The sequence below is a fragment of the Vibrio clamense genome (assembly GCF_050337905.1).
In the GTDB taxonomy this organism is placed as follows: domain Bacteria; phylum Pseudomonadota; class Gammaproteobacteria; order Enterobacterales; family Vibrionaceae; genus Vibrio; species Vibrio cortegadensis.
Genome location: NZ_JAKJTJ010000022.1, coordinates 267527 through 284308 on the forward strand (window position 1 = coordinate 267527; position 16782 = coordinate 284308).

Genomic DNA, 16782 nt, shown 5'->3' on the forward strand with positions numbered 1-16782 from the left:
ATCACATTAATAGTGAGGTGGTGGTGTCTCTTCCGTTGGATCGGCTAAATTCGAAGAGTCCATATTTTTCACTTTTCCGACAACAAACTTCATCTGATCTTGCATACGAGTGATCAAAAATTGTTGTTGGCTTAAAGCATCGTTGAGTTCATCAATCGTCTGCTCTTGGAATGCCAGTTTGCACTCAAGATCATTGATGCGATCTTCGAGCTGTTGAATGTTTTTATCAGTCATGATTAATCGTCTAGTTTCCAAGCTTGAGCTATGCCAGCAGATGTGGCTGTTATCACACGTTGCTGTAAATCGAAGGCTGCATCATACACCACTGCGCGTGGAGGACGAGCATCTTTTAGCGGTTCGACTTCAAAACCATCAGTGCGTTTACCGCTTTTTGTATCCCAAACCATCACTCGGCCAGAGGGCGTTCCTGTAATGAGTTGCGAGCCATCATCAGAAAATCGAGCGGCAGAAAAAATAAGCTGGCGTGATAAGCTACTTAGTGCTGACACCTTCTCACCGGTTTCTAAATTCCAGACAAATGCACCATTTCCGCCATCAGAGGTAAAGGCAAGTTTGCCATCTCTCTGTAGCGCGACGCGATTCACGCGCTGCTCATGTTCAAAGGTGCGCAGTACTAAACCGGATTGGGTATCCCACAGGTAGGCTTTGTAATCGTTCCCTCCAGAAAGCGCAAAGCGACCATTCGGTGAAATCGCAACAGAATTAATTTTTTCTCTATGCGCAAGGAACTCTATGCGTCTTCCGGTGACTAAGTCCACATAAATAGCTTTACCATTTGATAAACCTAGTAGAACTTGGTCACCATTACTGGCGATATCAACATCGCGAATTAAACCATCAGAGATAGACCATAGCCCTTCAGATTGGCTCCAAGCCAAATCCCAAACGGCAAAGTTTATTTGACTGGCGGTAATCGCAAAACGGCCATTGTCAGAAATGCGAATACGAGATACGGTATTCGCTTGTGGATCTTGTTCGCCAAGTTGAGCCAGTTGCTTTCCTTCAACAAGATCCCAAAAGAGTAAATGGCTCTGTTTTGAATAGAGTAGCGCAAATCGACCATCACGACTGAGCGCGAAGCTGGTGGAGCCTTGAGGTTCAATTTCCCAACGCTGTTCATCTTTGCTCGAAAAAAAACACCCATTTAACATGGTGATGACAATGGCACATAGTATTGAGTGAGAAATTATTCGCATCAGCTCTCATAATCCAGTTTGTGTCTAAAGACATATAACTAGTATATTGGAACAACAATTTAATGCACCCATCTAAACATGAGATTTGTGCACCATAACAAATGGCTAGTCCATCTTTGGAGAAATAAATGAAATCGATTTTTAAAGTGTCGCTACTTGCAGCAACAGTAATGCTAGCAGTGGGTTGCCAAAAAGAAGAAGCACCAAAAGCAGAAACGGCACCAGCAGAGCAAGTTCAAGCAGAAGCCGGCAAAACCGTTCACTTTAAAACAGAAGATGATAAAGCGGCATACGCAATTGGCGTGTCATTCGCAAACTACTTGAGCACAAGTATTGATAAACCGAGTGAAATTGGTATTGATCTAAATAAAGAGTTGGTTCTTAAAGGTATCGAGCACGTTTTCGCAGGTACCCCAGAAATGAGTGAAGAAGATACTCGTGCCGCGTTGGAATCTTTAGACAAGCGTGTGTCAGAAAAAATGCAGGCACAAGCTGCAGAAAAGTCAGCAGCAGCAAAGAAAGCGGGCGATGATTTCCGTGCGAACTTCGAAAAACAAGAAGGCGTAACGAAAACAGAATCAGGTTTGCTGTACCAAGTAATGTCAAAAGCTGAAGGTGAATCACCAAAAGATACTGATACTGTTGAAGTGCACTACAAAGGCACATTGATTGACGGTACTCAATTTGATAGCTCTTATGATCGTGGCCAACCAGCAACCTTCCCTCTTAACCGCGTAATTCCAGGTTGGACTGAAGGTGTTCAACTGATGCAAGTGGGTTCTAAATACAAGTTTGTTATCCCTTCAGAATTAGCGTACGGCGCACAAGATACGCCAACGATTCCAGCAAACTCAACACTGGTATTTGAAGTGGAATTATTGAGCATTGATAACGGAACTAAAACTGCAGTTCAGTAATATCTAAACAATATTTCTAATAAAGCCTGAAGCGATTCAGGCTTTTTTTATGCAGGAAGATAAAGGTTATAGCGCTAATTTTGTAAGAGATTAGTTGTTTTAAATCACTAGTTAGCCAGTTACATTGATGTGCAATTAAAATTTTCTGATAAACTTACATCAATTTGTTGATTTTTCGTTCTAAGGCTAATTTAAAGTGACAACCACAGAAACAGTAAATGCTGATATGTTGCTCGAAATGGAATCCGTTACCGTGATGCCATTTAGTGAGCATGACAAAATCATTCTTAAATCTTATGAAGCCGTGGTCGATGGAATTGCCAGTCTCATTGGGCCATTCTGTGAAATTGTTTTGCACTCTTTAGAAGATCTAAATACATCGGCGATTAAAATTGCCAACGGTGAAAATACAGGACGTCAAGTCGGATCACCCATCACCGATTTAGCGCTGAGAATGTTAAAGGATATTGAAGGCTCAAAACGTAACTTTTCTCGTTCATATTTCACCCGTGCAAAGGGTGGGGTGCTAATGAAATCTATCACAGTTGCAATACGTAACGGTGAAGAGCGAGTGATTGGTTTATTGTGCATTAACGTTAATTTAGACGCGCCATTCTCCCAAGTATTACAGTCGTTTATGCCAACACAAGAAGCGGAAGAAGCGGCGTCATCAGTTAACTTTGCAAGTGATGTTGAAGAGTTGGTTGACCAAACGGTTGAGCGCACAATTGAAGATATTAATGCCGATAAATCGGTATCGAATAATACTAAGAATCGCCAAATCGTAATGGAACTTTACGACAAAGGGATTTTTGATATTAAAGATGCTATCAACCGTGTTGCGGATCGCTTGAACATCTCAAAACATACCGTCTATTTGTATATTCGCCAGCGTAAAGTTGAAGATGGAGAGGCGTAATGGCCTCTGAAAATAAAGCGCAACAAGCGGCTGAAAAACTCACATATACACTGGTTGTTAATGGCTCAGTTTATGGGAGTCAATCCGCAAGAACGGCGTATCTGTTTGCTCAAGCATTGCTCGAAAAAGGGCACCATTTGGTCAGTGTCTTTTTTTATCAAGATGGTGTTAATAACGGCTCTCGCCTTACTGTGCCAGCGAATGATGAATTTGATCTCGTCAAACATTGGCAAGAGTTAGCTGAGCAACATTCAGTAAGGTTAGAGACTTGCGTAGCGGCGGCATTACGTCGTGGTATTGTCAGCGAGAGCGAGTCTAAGCAACACGGTTTAGACTCCGACAACTTAGCCAGTCGTTTTAATCAAAGTGGCTTAGGCTCATTAGCAGAAGCATTATTGATGCAAGATAGAGTGGTGCAATTTTGAAGTCGATTGCGTTTGTGTTTAAAAGCTCTCCTCATACGACAAGCAAAGGGCGTGAAGGCTTAGATGCTTTATTGGCGGCCTCTGCATACAGTGAGAACATCCATGTGTTTTTTATCGCAGAGGGCGTTGCTCAGCTTATTTTAAATCAGCAACCGGAAGTTATTTTAGGACGAGATTACATCAGCGCGTTCAAACTGATGGAATTATACGAGATTGAAAATATCTATGCCTGTCAGGAAAGTTATGAACATATGGGGTTGTTAAAAACGGCAACAATTTTAGAACCTGAGTGGTTATCCAAAAGTGAAATTACGGCCAAACTTCAGCGTTGTAATAAGATCCTTACCTTCTAGTTTTAAGAGATGAAATTATGCTTCATATCGTGAAAACCCCCCATCAAATACCTTCTGTTTTAGCGTATTTAGCTGATCAAGATGCCGTGATTTTGGTCGAAGATTCAATTTATGCTATCAATGAAGGTCATTTCTCGCATTTTTTGCTGAAAAATTGTCCAGCTTCAGTTTTTTTTCTTTCGAACGATGCATTGGCCAGAGGTTTGACTTTATCGATAAATGAATTTATTCAACATGTTGATTTTGAAGGGTTTGTTGAGCTAACTGTTGCGCATGAGCAATCAATGACATGGGAGTAATTCCAACTCTAATTTCTCGCACACTGCTAGATGGCTAAAATAAATGCGATCTTGATTGTATATTTCTTGACACACCCCTCACTGCTGAATAGAATTTTGCGTCCCTATTTATACTAAGTATCGATAGGGCTAGATTTTTCACAAAGCTTACTTTCAAGTAATTCAGGAGCTATTTAATGGCAACTATTAACCAGTTGGTACGCCAGCCTCGTGCAAAGCAAGTTGTTAAAAGCAACGTGCCAGCACTAGAAGCGTGCCCACAAAAACGTGGTGTATGTACTCGCGTATATACTACTACTCCAAAAAAACCGAACTCAGCATTACGTAAAGTATGTCGTGTTCGTCTAACTAACGGCTTTGAAGTTACTTCATACATCGGCGGCGAAGGTCACAACCTTCAAGAACACAGTGTTGTTCTTATCCGTGGTGGTCGTGTTAAAGATTTACCAGGTGTGCGTTACCACACTGTACGTGGCGCACTTGACTGTGCTGGCGTAAACGACCGTAAGAAAGGTCGTTCTAAGTATGGTGTTAAACGTCCTAAGTCTTAATGCGTCTTTTTTAAAAAGAAAGCGTTAAGTAAGGCCAAACACTATTTTATTTATTATTCTGAAAAGTTTTGGAAAAAACCTGAAGAAGACAACGGAGAATATCCATGCCACGTCGTCGCGTTATAGGCCAGCGTAAGATCCTTCCAGATCCTAAGTTCAAATCTGAGCTGCTGGCAAAATTCGTTAACATCCTTATGGTTGACGGAAAGAAATCTACTGCAGAGAAAATTGTTTACACTGCACTAGAAGTTATGGCTGAGAAATCTGGTAAAGATCACTTAGCTGTATTTGAAGAAGCTCTTGAAAATGTTCGTCCTGCGGTAGAAGTTAAATCTCGCCGTGTGGGTGGTTCAACTTACCAAGTACCTGTAGAAGTTCGTCCGGTTCGCCGTAACGCTCTTGCTATGCGTTGGGTAGTTGAAGCTGCGCGTAAGCGTGGTGAAAAATCTATGGCTCAACGCCTAGCTGCTGAAATGCTAGACGCGTCTGAGAACAAAGGTACTTCGGTTAAGAAACGTGAAGACGTTCACCGTATGGCTGATGCTAACAAAGCATTCGCACATTACCGCTGGTAATACCTTTTTAGTGCTGCGGGCTTGCCTGCAGCACTTCTTTATTTTCTAAGCTTTCCTTTTTAAAAACCATATTTTAAAAGAGATAGAAAATAGGGTTTATTCATATTTCTAAAGTGATTGTTAAATTACATTTTTAATATTAATAGTCCCTACATAATGAGGATACAATCGTGGCTCGTAAAACTCCTATTGAGCGCTACCGTAATATCGGTATCTGTGCGCACGTAGATGCAGGTAAAACAACCACAACTGAGCGTATTCTGTTCTATACTGGCCTTTCTCATAAAATCGGTGAAGTTCACGATGGTGCGGCTACCATGGACTGGATGGAGCAGGAGCAAGAACGTGGTATCACTATCACTTCAGCTGCGACTACTACATTCTGGCGTGGTATGGATGCGCAATTCCAAGATCATCGAATCAATATCATCGATACCCCAGGACACGTAGACTTTACCATTGAAGTAGAACGCTCATTACGCGTACTTGATGGAGCAGTTGTCGTTTTCTGTGGTTCATCTGGTGTAGAACCTCAATCTGAAACCGTATGGCGCCAAGCTGACAAATACAACGTTCCTCGTCTTGTGTTTGTTAACAAAATGGACCGTACCGGAGCAGATTTTCTGCGCGTAATAGAACAAATTAAAGAACGTCTTGGTGCTAATCCTGTTCCTATTCACCTAAATATTGGTGAGGAAGAGAATTTCAAAGGTGTAATTGACCTTATCAAGATGAAAGCGATCAACTGGAATGAAGCCGATCAAGGCATGACCTTCTCATACGAGGAGATTCCAGCTGATATGCAGGAATTGGCAGATGAGTGGCATAATAACCTTGTTGAAGCAGCTGCGGAAGCAACTGAAGAGCTAATGGATAAGTACCTTGAAGAAGGTGAATTAACAGAAGCTGAGATCAAGGAAGCGTTACGAATTCGTACTCTGAATAATGAAATCGTACTGGCCACTTGTGGTAGTGCATTCAAAAACAAAGGTGTACAAGCTGTTCTTGATGCTGTTGTTGAATATTTGCCTTCTCCAATTGATGTTCCAGCAATTCAAGGTTTGGATGAAGATGAAAATGAAGTTGAACGTCATGCAGATGACAATGAACCATTTTCAGCTCTTGCATTTAAAATTGCGACAGACCCATTTGTTGGCACTTTAACTTTCGTACGTGTTTATTCTGGAGTGGTTGAAAGTGGAAAAACCGCTTACAACTCGGTGAAGAAACAGCGTGAACGTTTAGGGCGCATTGTTCAAATGCATTCAAATAAACGTGAAGAAGTGAAAGAAGTGCGAGCAGGTGACATCGCGGCTATTATTGGCTTAAAAGATGTAACTACTGGTGAAACACTGTGTGATCAGAACCATAAGATTGTTCTTGAGCGCATGGAGTTCCCAGATCCAGTTATTCAGATCGTTGTAGAGCCAAGCTCTCAAGCTGATCAAGATAAAATGACTATTGCGTTAAGCAAACTTGCTGCAGAAGATCCCTCATTCCGCGTTGATATGGACGATGAAACGGGTCAAACCCTGATTTCAGGTATGGGTGAACTGCATTTGGATATCATCGTTGACCGCATGAAGCGCGAATTTAACGTGAACTGCAATGTTGGTAATCCACAAGTCGCTTACCGTGAAACTATCCGTGGTACAGCGAAAGCTGAAGGGAAATTTATCCGCGAACACGGTGGTAAAGGGCAATACGGTCACGTATGGCTGAAACTAGAACCGTCTGAAACGGGTGAAGGTTTTGTCTTCGTAAATGAAATTGCCAATGGTACAGTACCGAAAGAGTACATCAGCTCAGTATCGAAAGGTATTGAAGAGCAGATGAACAATGGTGTTCTTGCTGGTTATCCTGTATTGGATATTAAAGCGACACTGTATGATGGTTCTTACCATGAAGTAGATTCAAGTGAGATGGCGTTTACAATCGCTGCCTCTATGGCTTTCAGAACTGGCGCTCTCGAAGCTCAACCAGTTCTGCTTGAGCCTGTGATGAAAGTTGAAGTAACTACTCCAGAAGACTGGATGGGTGATGTTGTTGGCGATATTAACCGTCGCCGTGGCCTCATCGAAGGTATGGACGAGGGAACAGCTGGCCTGAAGATAATTCGTGCACAAGTTCCGTTGTCTGTCATGTTCGGTTACGCAACTGATTTACGTTCTGCGACACAAGGTCGTGCTTCTTACTCTATGGAGTTTAGTGAGTACGCCGAAGTGCCAAAAAATGTTGCAAATGCAATCATTGCAGAGCGTGGTTAAACAAGCAGGATGTATATTTCTCCAATTTTTTGAAGAATCCATACGTCCAAATATTGCGCTGACGAGAGTTGGCGCATAAAATAGCAAATTCTGGCGCGTCTCGATCAATAATGATCGTGGCGAATCATAACTAGGAAGGAACACGCTCGTGTCTAAAGAAAAATTTGAACGTACGAAACCGCACGTAAACGTTGGTACTATCGGCCACGTTGACCACGGTAAAACAACTCTAACTGCTGCTATCTGTACTACACTTTCAAAAGTGTACGGTGGTGAAGCTAAAGACTTCGCATCTATCGATAACGCTCCAGAAGAGCGTGAGCGCGGTATCACAATCGCAACTTCTCACGTTGAGTACGATACTCCAGAACGTCACTACGCACACGTAGATTGCCCAGGACACGCGGATTATGTTAAAAACATGATCACTGGTGCTGCGCAAATGGACGGTGGTATCCTAGTTGTTGCTGCGACAGATGGCCCTATGCCACAAACTCGTGAGCACATCCTACTTGGTCGTCAAGTTGGTATTCCTTACATCATCGTATTCATGAACAAATGTGACATGGTTGATGATGAAGAGCTTCTTGAGCTAGTAGAAATGGAAGTTCGTGAACTTCTTTCTGAATACGAATACCCTGGTGATGATCTTCCAGTAATTCAAGGTTCTGCTCTTGGCGCTCTAAACGGCGAAAAACAGTGGGAAGATAAAATCGTTGAGCTTGCAGAAGCTCTAGATTCTTACATTCCTCTTCCAGAGCGTGCTGTAGACCTTCCGTTCCTACTTCCTATTGAAGATGTATTCTCAATTCAAGGTCGTGGTACTGTTGTAACTGGTCGTATCGAGCGCGGTATCCTACGCGTAGGTGACGAAGTAGAAATCGTTGGTATYAAAGAAACTACAGTAACTACATGTACTGGTGTTGAAATGTTCCGTAAACTGCTTGACGAAGGTCGTGCAGGTGARAACGTTGGTGCACTTCTACGTGGTACTAAGCGTGATGACGTTGAACGTGGCCAAGTACTTGCTGCTAAAGGTTCTATCAACCCACAYACTAAGTTTGAGTCTGAAGTATACGTACTKTCTAAAGACGAAGGCGGCCGTCACACTCCTTTCTTCAAAGGTTACCGTCCACAGTTCTACTTCCGTACAACTGACGTAACAGGCGATATCACACTTCCAGAAGGTGTTGAAATGGTAATGCCTGGTGACAACGTTCAAATGACGGTTGAGCTAATCGCTCCAATCGCAATGGACGACGGTCTACGCTTCGCAATCCGTGAAGGTGGCCGTACAGTTGGTGCTGGTGTTGTTGCTAAAATCTTTGCTTAAGATTTGACTAACTACTAGTAAAAAGGGCATCATTTGATGCCCTTTTTTCTGTGTTAACCTTTAAGGTTATATAAAAGAGTAGATTTGATGGTTTTTTCATCAGTTTTTACTTTAAAAGCATAGAAAAAAGGTTAAGTTTATCTTAATCGATAAATAAAGTAGCGGCTCTGTGAATGTTTTGGAGTGGTTACAAGGAAATAGCCCTGCAACAGCGGGGTATTGTCGTCTATATTTATGACTTATCACAGGTTGGTTTTATGAAAGCAAATGCTGAAACTCCTGATAGCTCAAGTGCAGCAGATACTTTTAAGTGGTTTATCGCTTTTGCTCTGTTAGCCGCCGCTGTTGTGGGTAATTACCTGTATGGTGAATTATCGGTAGTAATTCGCGTTGCAGGTGTCGTTGTTCTTATCGCAGGTGCATTAGGCACTGCGGCAACAACAACTAAAGGTAAAGCTGCGATCTCTTTTGCTCAAGAGTCTCGAGTAGAAGTTCGCAAAGTTGTTTGGCCTACTCGCCAAGAAACTATGCAAACTACGTTGATCGTATTAGCTGTATGTATTGTAATGGCATTAGTGCTATGGGGCATTGACGGCATTATGGTTCGTCTTGTTGCATTCGCAACTGGTGTGTGAGGATTCTAATTCATGAGTGAAGCTCCAAAAAAACGTTGGTATGTAGTTCAAGCCTTTTCTGGTTATGAAGGTCGTGTATCTCAATCGTTACGCGAACATATTAAAATGCATGACATGGAAGAATTCTTTGGTGACGTACTTGTACCGACTGAAGAAGTGGTAGAAATGCGTGCAGGACAACGTCGTAAAAGCGAACGTAAGTTCTTCCCTGGTTACGTACTTGTGCAAATGATCATGAATGATGAATCATGGCACTTAGTTCGTAGCATTCCACGTGTTATGGGCTTCATTGGTGGTACCTCTGATCGTCCGGCACCAATCACCGACAAAGAAGCTGATGCTATCTTGAATCGTTTAGAGAAAGCGAGCGAAGCTCCACGTCCTAAAACGATGTTTGAAGCTGGTGAAGTGGTTCGAGTTAATGATGGTCCATTTGCAGATTTCAACGGTACAGTTGAATCAGTAGATTACGAGAAAAGCCGCATTAAAGTGTCAGTATCGATCTTTGGTCGTGCTACGCCTGTTGAACTTGAATTCGGTCAAGTGGAAAAACTTGATTAAAAACTGGTCTTTTAGACTTGTTATAGGCGTGAAATGTGATTATAATTTCGCGCCTTTTTACGCTATTGCGGAAAAGAATTTTACAAACGGGGAGCTCACCAATAGGTTGGCGTTAGTACCCAAAATTTAGGAAATATCATGGCTAAGAAAGTTGAAGCTTATATCAAACTGCAAGTAGCAGCTGGTATGGCAAACCCAAGTCCACCGGTTGGTCCTGCTCTAGGTCAACACGGCGTTAACATCATGGAATTCTGTAAAGCGTTCAACGCAAAAACAGAATCAGTAGAGAAAGGTCTACCGACTCCAGTTGTTATCACAGTATACAGCGATCGTTCTTTCACGTTCGTAACTAAGACTCCACCTGCTGCAGTTCTTCTTCTGAAAGCTGCTGGCATTAAGTCTGGTTCTGGTCGTCCGAACACTGAGAAAGTTGGTACTGTTACTGACGCTCAAGTTCAAGAGATCGCAGAAACTAAAGCTGCAGACATGACTGGCGCAGACATCGAAGCGATGAAGCGTTCTATCGCAGGTACTGCTCGTTCAATGGGCCTAGTGGTAGAGGGTTAATAAAATGACAAAACTTACTAAGCGTATGCGCGTTATCCGCGACAAAGTTGAAGTGACTAAAGAATACGAAATCAACGAAGCAGTAGCTCTTCTTAAAGAACTAGCAACAGCTAAATTCGTAGAAAGCGTTGATGTAGCAGTTAATCTTGGTATTGACGCTCGTAAATCTGACCAAAACGTTCGTGGCGCAACTGTGCTACCACACGGTACTGGTCGTGATATCCGCGTTGCTGTGTTCACTCAAGGTGCAAACGCAGAAGCAGCTAAAGCAGCTGGCGCAGACATCGTAGGCATGGAAGACCTTGCTGAGCAAGTTAAGAAAGGCGAAATGAACTTCGACGTAGTTGTTGCATCTCCAGATGCAATGCGTGTTGTTGGTCAACTAGGTACAATCCTAGGTCCTCGCGGTCTTATGCCAAACCCTAAAGTTGGTACTGTAACTCCTAACGTTGCTGAAGCAGTTAAAAATGCTAAAGCTGGTCAGGTTCGTTACCGTAACGACAAAAACGGTATCATCCATACTACTATCGGCAAAGCATCTTTCGAAGCTTCACAGCTTCAAGAAAACCTAGAAGCTCTTCTAGTTGCTCTTAAGAAAGCTAAGCCTTCTTCAGCGAAAGGTACTTTCCTGAAGAAAGTAAGCATCTCTACTACTATGGGTGCTGGTGTTACTGTTGATCAAGCAAGCTTGAACACTACAGTAAACTAATTTGCATAGGCGATGAGTTAGTGTATAATTCGTCGCCTAATAAATTGTGGTTGGGTGAATTTTGAAGCAATTCAATTCTCATCTATCTCCAAGACCGTAGGCGCTGTTATTTATCGAATGATATTTGATGGCTTAATGCAACCTACGTAGGCGATTTAGGATTGTAGGTCATTTTTTGGCGTTCATGAATATATCGTAAACGCTCTCTACATAACGTAGTGAGTGCTGTAATCACAACCAGAGGTTAATCCAAATGGCTTTAAATCTTCAAGACAAAAAAGCAATTGTTGCTGAAGTCAACGAAGCAGCCAGTGGTGCACTTTCTGCAGTTGTAGCTGACTCTCGTGGCGTTACTGTTGGCGCGATGACTTCTCTACGTAAACAAGCGCGTGAAGCGGGTGTTTACATGAGAGTTGTTCGTAACACACTAGCACGTCGTGCAGTAGAAGGTACTGAGTATGAGTGTCTACAAGACACATTTACTGGTCCATCTCTACTTGCATTCTCTAACGAGCACCCAGGTGCTGCAGCACGTCTTTTTAAAGACTTTGCTAAAGAGAATAAAGACTTCGAGATCAAAGCTGCTGCATTTGAAGGCGCAGTTACTGATGCTGATGTACTAGCGACACTACCAACTTACGACGAAGCAATCGCACGCCTAATGATGTGCATGAAAGAAGCTTCTGCTGGTAAACTGGTACGTACTATCGCTGCTGTTCGTGACCAAAAAGAAGAAGTTGCGGCATAAGCCCTGCTTTAAATTGGTTACTATTTAAACTTATTGTTGACTTAAAAGAGAATTGTTATGTCTATTACTAACGAGCAAATCCTAGACGCAGTTGCAGAAATGTCTGTAATGCAAGTTGTTGAGCTTATCGAAGCTATGGAAGAGAAATTCGGTGTAACTGCTGCTGCTGCAGTTGTTGCTGGTGGCGCTGCTGCAGAATCTGCAGAAGAGCAAACTGAATTCGACGTAGTTCTAACTGCAGTTGGCGGAAACAAAGTTTCTGTAATCAAAGCTGTACGCGGCGCAACAGGTCTTGGCCTGAAAGAAGCTAAAGGTCTAGTTGACTCAGCTCCTGCATCTCTAAAAGAAGGCGTTGAAAAAGCTGAAGCTGAAGCGCTTAAAGCGACTTTAGAAGAAGCTGGTGCAACTGTTGAAATCAAGTAATTATTACTTGATTTCTTAGCCTAACGGCTAATGGCTGGTGGTTTATTAACCACCGGCCTTTTTGCGCTGTAGGGTATAGGTGAATTTTCCGCTGTTTTTGCACCTTTATCTGAGCAAAAGTATTTCGCATAAACTTTGTCGAAATACCACTACTGGAAAACAGTTGTTAGTCACTACCCCCCTCCTTAGCAAAAGATTAAGGAGCAGAGATTGGGTAGTTTGGGTCACTTATCAGCGAGCTGAGGAACCCCATGGTTTACTCTTATACCGAGAAAAAGCGCATCCGTAAGGATTTTGGTACTCGTCCACAAGTTTTGGACATTCCATACCTGCTATCGATCCAGCTTGATTCTTTCGATAAATTTATTGAACAGGATCCAGAAGGACAATACGGTCTTGAGGCTGCTTTTCGTTCTGTATTTCCAATTCAGAGCTATAACGGCAATTCCGAGCTGCAATACGTTAGCTATCGTCTTGGTGAGCCAGTTTTTGATGTTAAAGAATGTCAAATCCGTGGTGTAACTTATTCAAAACCACTACGCGTAAAATTACGTTTAGTTATTTTTGATCGAGATGCACCGGCAGGTACCGTAAAAGACATTAAAGAACAAGAAGTCTACATGGGCGAAATTCCGCTTATGACAGACAATGGTACCTTCGTAATTAATGGTACCGAGAGGGTTATCGTATCCCAGCTGCACCGAAGCCCAGGCGTGTTCTTCGACAGCGATAAGGGTAAGACCCACTCTTCTGGTAAAGTTCTATATAACGCACGTGTAATCCCTTACCGTGGCTCATGGTTAGACTTTGAGTTCGATCCTAAGGATAACTTATACGTACGTATTGACCGTCGCCGTAAATTACCTGCGTCGATCATTCTTCGTGCACTTGGTAAAACGACAGAAGAGATCCTAGATCTGTTCTTCGACAAAGTGAACTTCGAAGTTAAAGATCAAACGCTACTTATGGAACTTGTTCCAGAGCGTTTACGTGGTGAAACTGCATCATTTGACATTGAAGCAAATGGTAAAGTTTATGTAGAAACTGGCCGTCGCGTAACTGCGCGTCATATCCGTCAACTTGAAAAAGATGGCGTTGATTTCATCGAAGTACCTGTTGAGTACATCGTTGGCAAAGTTGCGGCTAAAGACTACATTGATGAAGCGACTGGCGAAGTTATTGTTGGTGCAAACCAAGAAATCAGCTTAGAAGCTCTTGCTAACTTGTCACAGGCAAGTCATAAGCAACTAGAAGTATTATTTACTAACGACCTAGACAATGGTTCGTTCATGTCTGACACATTGCGTGTTGACAGCACAGTAGATCGTATTTCAGCTCTAGTTGAAATCTACCGCATGATGCGTCCTGGCGAGCCACCAACGAAAGAAGCAGCTGAATCTTTGTTTGAAAGCTTATTCTTCTCAGAAGAACGTTATGACTTATCGACTGTTGGTCGTATGAAGTTTAACAGTTCAATTGAGCGTGAAGATGCTGGTGAGCAAGGTACGCTAGACGAAACTGACATCATCGCAGTAATGCGTAAACTGATCGGAATTCGTAACGGTAAAGGCGAAGTGGACGATATCGACCACCTTGGCAACCGTCGTATCCGTTCTGTTGGTGAGATGGCAGAAAACCAATTCCGTGTTGGTTTAGTTCGTGTAGAACGTGCAGTTAAAGAGCGTTTGAGCCTTGGTGACCTTGATGCAATCATGCCTCAAGACCTGATCAATGCTAAGCCTATTTCTGCCGCTGTTAAAGAATTCTTTGGCTCTTCACAGCTTTCACAGTTTATGGACCAAAATAACCCATTGTCAGAAGTAACGCATAAGCGTCGTATTTCTGCTTTAGGTCCTGGTGGTCTTACTCGTGAACGCGCAGGCTTTGAAGTACGTGATGTACACGTAACTCACTACGGTCGTCTATGTCCGATCGAAACGCCTGAAGGTCCAAACATCGGTTTGATTAACTCACTTTCAGCATTTGCACGTTGTAACGATTTCGGTTTCTTAGAAACGCCTTATCGTCGTGTTGTTGATGGTGTAGTTACTGACGAAGTTGATTACCTGTCTGCTATTCAAGAAGGCCAGTTTGTTATCGCTCAGGCGAACGCTGCTCTTACTGAATCTGGATCTTTTGCTGATGAGTTGATTACTGCTCGTCAAAAAGGTGAATCAGGTCTTCACCCTCGCGACCATGTAAACTACATGGACGTTGCAACAAACCAAGTAGTATCTATCGCTGCTTCGCTTATCCCGTTCCTAGAACACGATGATGCGAACCGTGCATTGATGGGTGCGAACATGCAACGTCAAGCTGTACCAACACTAAAAGCTGATAAGCCATTAGTAGGTACAGGTATCGAACGTAACGTAGCGGTTGACTCAGGTGTAACTGCTGTTGCTAAACGTGGCGGTATGATTCAGTCTGTTGACGCGTCTCGTATCGTAGTTAAGGTTAATGAAGATGAGTTAGTACCTGGCGAAGCGGGTATCGACATCTACAACCTAACTAAGTACACACGTTCGAACCAAAATACATGTATTAACCAACGTCCAACCGTGCTTCCTGGTGAACCAGTATCTCGCGGTGATGTAATTGCTGATGGTCCTTCAACCGACCTTGGTGAATTGGCGCTTGGTCAAAACATGCGTATCGCATTTATGCCTTGGAATGGTTACAACTTCGAAGACTCGATCTTAGTATCTGAGCGCGTAGTTCAAGAAGACCGTTTCACGACAATTCACATTCAAGAACTATCTTGTGTGGCTCGTGATACTAAGCTGGGTTCTGAAGAGATCACTGCTGATATTCCAAACGTAGGTGAATCTGCTCTGTCTAAACTAGACGAGTCAGGTATCGTTTACATTGGTGCTGAAGTTAAGGGTGGCGACATCCTAGTTGGTAAAGTAACCCCTAAAGGTGAAACACAACTGACTCCTGAAGAGAAGCTACTACGTGCTATCTTCGGTGAAAAAGCATCAGATGTTAAAGATACATCACTACGTGTACCTAACTCTATCTCAGGTACAATCATTGACGTTCAAGTTTTCACTCGCGATGGCGTAGAGAAAGACAAGCGTGCGCTTGAAATTGAACAAATGCAGCTGAAAGATGCTAAGAAAGACTTAACTGAAGAGTTCCAAATTCTTGAAGGTGGTCTACTAGCTCGTGTTCGCACTGCACTACTCAATGGTGGTTACTCTGAAGCTAAGCTTGATGCGATTGATCGTAAGAAGTGGCTAGAACTAACGTTAGATGACGAAGCACAACAATCACAGCTTGAGCAACTTGCTGAGCAGTGGGATGAGCTTAAAGCAGACTTCGATAAGAAGTTTGAGACTAAACGTCGTAAAATCACTCAAGGTGATGATCTAGCGCCTGGCGTTCTTAAGATTGTTAAAGTTTACCTAGCGGTGAAACGTCGTATCCAGCCTGGTGATAAGATGGCGGGTCGTCATGGTAACAAAGGTGTAATCTCTAAGATTAACCCTGTTGAAGACATGCCATACGATGAGAAAGGTCAGCCTGTAGACATCGTTCTGAACCCACTGGGTGTACCATCACGTATGAACATCGGTCAGATCCTAGAAGTACACTTAGGTTTGGCTGCAAAAGGTATCGGTGACAAGATCAACCAAATGCTGAAGGAACAACAAGAACTGCATAAGTTCCGTAACTTCCTACAGACGGTTTATGATCTCGGTAACACTCGTCAGAAAGTTGATATTGCTGAACTGTCTGATGATCAAGTGCGTACCTTGGTTCAGAACCTACGTGGTGGTCTACCAATCGCTACGCCTGTGTTCGACGGTGCTTCTGAAACGTTGATCAAAGAGCTATTGAAATTAGGTGACCTTCCTGAATCTGGTCAACTAAAATTATTTGATGGCCGTACAGGTGATCAGTTCGAGCGTCCTGTAACTGTTGGTTACATGTACATGCTAAAACTGAACCACTTGGTTGATGACAAGATGCACGCGCGTTCAACTGGCTCTTACAGCCTAGTAACTCAGCAACCACTTGGTGGTAAAGCTCAGTTCGGTGGCCAGCGTTTCGGTGAGATGGAAGTATGGGCACTAGAAGCATACGGTGCTGCATATACTCTACAAGAAATGTTGACTGTGAAGTCGGATGATGTGAATGGCCGTACTAAGATGTATAAGAACATCGTAGATGGCGATCACAGCATGGAACCAGGCATGCCAGAATCGTTCAACGTATTGTTGAAAGAGATTCGCTCGCTAGGTATCAACATCGAGTTAGAAGATAAAGAGTAATCC

Annotated in this window: 18 protein-coding genes; 16 read left to right on the forward strand and 2 right to left on the reverse strand. The window is 42.9% G+C overall.

Annotated elements, in window-relative coordinates:
• Positions 1 to 6: 6 nt before the first annotated feature.
• Together L4C39_RS10530 and L4C39_RS10535 are read right to left on the reverse strand one after the other, a co-directional pair.
• Positions 7 to 234: a SlyX family protein gene (locus L4C39_RS10530; protein WP_017053167.1), complete on the reverse strand. Its 228-nt coding sequence runs from the start codon at positions 232 to 234 to the stop codon at positions 7 to 9.
• Between the two features lie 2 nt (positions 235 to 236).
• On the reverse strand, positions 237 to 1217 hold the full coding sequence (locus L4C39_RS10535) for a WD40 repeat domain-containing protein (RefSeq protein WP_017053168.1): 981 nt from the start codon (positions 1215 to 1217) through the stop codon (positions 237 to 239).
• Between the two features lie 128 nt (positions 1218 to 1345).
• Between L4C39_RS10535 and fkpA the strand changes: the two genes are divergently transcribed.
• From fkpA to rpoB, 16 genes are all read left to right on the forward strand, one after another.
• Positions 1346 to 2134: an FKBP-type peptidyl-prolyl cis-trans isomerase gene (fkpA, locus tag L4C39_RS10540; RefSeq protein ID WP_429745792.1), complete on the forward strand. Its 789-nt coding sequence runs from the start codon at positions 1346 to 1348 to the stop codon at positions 2132 to 2134.
• Positions 2135 to 2330: 196 nt separating this feature from the next.
• Positions 2331 to 3053, forward strand: a complete 723-nt coding sequence (locus L4C39_RS10545; protein ID WP_017053170.1) for a helix-turn-helix transcriptional regulator — start codon at positions 2331 to 2333, stop codon at positions 3051 to 3053.
• Positions 3053 to 3478: a sulfurtransferase complex subunit TusD gene (tusD, locus tag L4C39_RS10550; RefSeq protein WP_017053171.1), complete on the forward strand. Its 426-nt coding sequence runs from the start codon at positions 3053 to 3055 to the stop codon at positions 3476 to 3478. The genes L4C39_RS10545 and tusD overlap by 1 nt, the downstream gene beginning before the upstream one ends.
• Positions 3475 to 3831 carry a sulfurtransferase complex subunit TusC gene (tusC, locus tag L4C39_RS10555; RefSeq protein WP_017053172.1) on the forward strand — a complete coding sequence of 119 codons (357 nt, stop codon included), beginning with the start codon at positions 3475 to 3477 and terminating at the stop codon, positions 3829 to 3831. The genes tusD and tusC overlap by 4 nt, the downstream gene beginning before the upstream one ends.
• A 17-nt stretch (positions 3832 to 3848) precedes the next feature.
• Positions 3849 to 4130 carry a sulfurtransferase complex subunit TusB gene (gene tusB / locus L4C39_RS10560; RefSeq protein WP_113797156.1) on the forward strand — a complete coding sequence of 94 codons (282 nt, stop codon included), beginning with the start codon at positions 3849 to 3851 and terminating at the stop codon, positions 4128 to 4130.
• A 176-nt stretch (positions 4131 to 4306) separates the two neighbouring features.
• Positions 4307 to 4681 carry a 30S ribosomal protein S12 gene (gene rpsL, locus L4C39_RS10565; protein ID WP_012549145.1) on the forward strand — a complete coding sequence of 125 codons (375 nt, stop codon included), beginning with the start codon at positions 4307 to 4309 and terminating at the stop codon, positions 4679 to 4681.
• A gap of 104 nt (positions 4682 to 4785) precedes the next feature.
• Positions 4786 to 5256 (forward strand): 30S ribosomal protein S7, encoded by a 471-nt coding sequence (rpsG, locus tag L4C39_RS10570; protein WP_012604916.1) that lies wholly within the window; start codon positions 4786 to 4788, stop codon positions 5254 to 5256.
• Between the two features lie 170 nt (positions 5257 to 5426).
• Positions 5427 to 7523 carry an elongation factor G gene (fusA, locus tag L4C39_RS10575; protein WP_113797154.1) on the forward strand — a complete coding sequence of 699 codons (2097 nt, stop codon included), beginning with the start codon at positions 5427 to 5429 and terminating at the stop codon, positions 7521 to 7523.
• 148 nt (positions 7524 to 7671) lie between these two features.
• Entirely contained in the window at positions 7672 to 8856 is a 1185-nt protein-coding gene (tuf, locus tag L4C39_RS10580; RefSeq protein ID WP_261888623.1) for an elongation factor Tu, read from the forward strand.
• 257 nt (positions 8857 to 9113) lie between these two features.
• The gene (gene secE, locus L4C39_RS10585) at positions 9114 to 9491 is read left to right on the forward strand and encodes a preprotein translocase subunit SecE (RefSeq protein WP_017053176.1); all 378 of its coding nucleotides are present in this window, start codon (positions 9114 to 9116) and stop codon (positions 9489 to 9491) included.
• Positions 9492 to 9503: 12 nt separating this feature from the next.
• Positions 9504 to 10052, forward strand: a complete 549-nt coding sequence (gene nusG / locus L4C39_RS10590) for a transcription termination/antitermination protein NusG (protein ID WP_017053177.1) — start codon at positions 9504 to 9506, stop codon at positions 10050 to 10052.
• A 138-nt stretch (positions 10053 to 10190) separates the two neighbouring features.
• Entirely contained in the window at positions 10191 to 10619 is a 429-nt protein-coding gene (gene rplK, locus L4C39_RS10595; protein ID WP_113795395.1) for a 50S ribosomal protein L11, read from the forward strand.
• A 4-nt stretch (positions 10620 to 10623) separates the two neighbouring features.
• Entirely contained in the window at positions 10624 to 11328 is a 705-nt protein-coding gene (rplA, locus tag L4C39_RS10600; RefSeq protein ID WP_113795396.1) for a 50S ribosomal protein L1, read from the forward strand.
• 253 nt (positions 11329 to 11581) lie between these two features.
• Positions 11582 to 12076 carry a 50S ribosomal protein L10 gene (gene rplJ / locus L4C39_RS10605; protein ID WP_045103110.1) on the forward strand — a complete coding sequence of 165 codons (495 nt, stop codon included), beginning with the start codon at positions 11582 to 11584 and terminating at the stop codon, positions 12074 to 12076.
• 57 nt (positions 12077 to 12133) lie between these two features.
• Positions 12134 to 12499 (forward strand): 50S ribosomal protein L7/L12, encoded by a 366-nt coding sequence (rplL, locus tag L4C39_RS10610; RefSeq protein WP_113795397.1) that lies wholly within the window; start codon positions 12134 to 12136, stop codon positions 12497 to 12499.
• Positions 12500 to 12750: 251 nt separating this feature from the next.
• A complete protein-coding gene (gene rpoB, locus L4C39_RS10615; protein WP_017053182.1) occupies positions 12751 to 16779 on the forward strand; it encodes a DNA-directed RNA polymerase subunit beta in 4029 nt (1342 codons plus the stop codon).
• The last annotated feature ends 3 nt before the right edge of the window (positions 16780 to 16782 follow it).